Source organism: Rhodoplanes sp. SY1 (genome assembly GCF_046000175.1).
Lineage (GTDB): Bacteria > Pseudomonadota > Alphaproteobacteria > Rhizobiales > Xanthobacteraceae > Rhodoplanes.
The window spans coordinates 1-522 of sequence record NZ_JBEOMB010000178.1; the positions used below are offsets into that span (position 1 = coordinate 1).

Sequence of the window (522 nt, forward strand, 5' to 3'; positions counted from 1 at the left end):
CAGGGCTATCGCGTTTGGACGAGGAGCTTGAAGAGGAAGTCGTCGTTCCATCCGGCCTGCCTGAGCTTTCCGGCGAGTGAGCCCTTGGTCTGATCGGCGCGGGCGACGTTGAGGGCGAGGCGTCGGAGCACGGCGAGGTTTTGCGGACCGTGGTCGCGACGGTTTCGCGCGGCGTCCTCGGCGACGACGACGTCGAGCTCCCAATGAAGCGCGTTCTCGATCGCCCAATGCGCCCGCACGACGCGCAGCAGTTCGGCGGGTGACACGGCACGGGACAACGCGAAGAGGTTGACCTCGCGCGCGGTCTTGCCGGCGAGGCGGCGGCTGCGCTCGATGCGGCCGAAGGCCTTCAGCCCCGGAAACTTGTGGTAGTCGGCGAGATCGCCGGCATCGACGACGGCGGCGCGCCGGGTCTCGGTGCGGCCGTGGCCGCGCTCGGTGGTCTCGGCCGTGGGATGGGTCTTCTTGATCGTCAGAAAGCACGCGTCGGCATCACTGCGCAGCGACTCCTGGTTCCCCTTC

At 68.4% G+C, this 522-nt stretch carries 1 protein-coding gene; it reads right to left on the reverse strand.

Annotated elements, in window-relative coordinates; all coding sequences use genetic code 11:
- Positions 1-5: 5 nt before the first annotated feature.
- Positions 6-522 (reverse strand): ISAs1 family transposase (locus ABTU92_RS27520; RefSeq protein WP_408094776.1); only part of this gene is annotated, 517 nt, incomplete at its 5' end.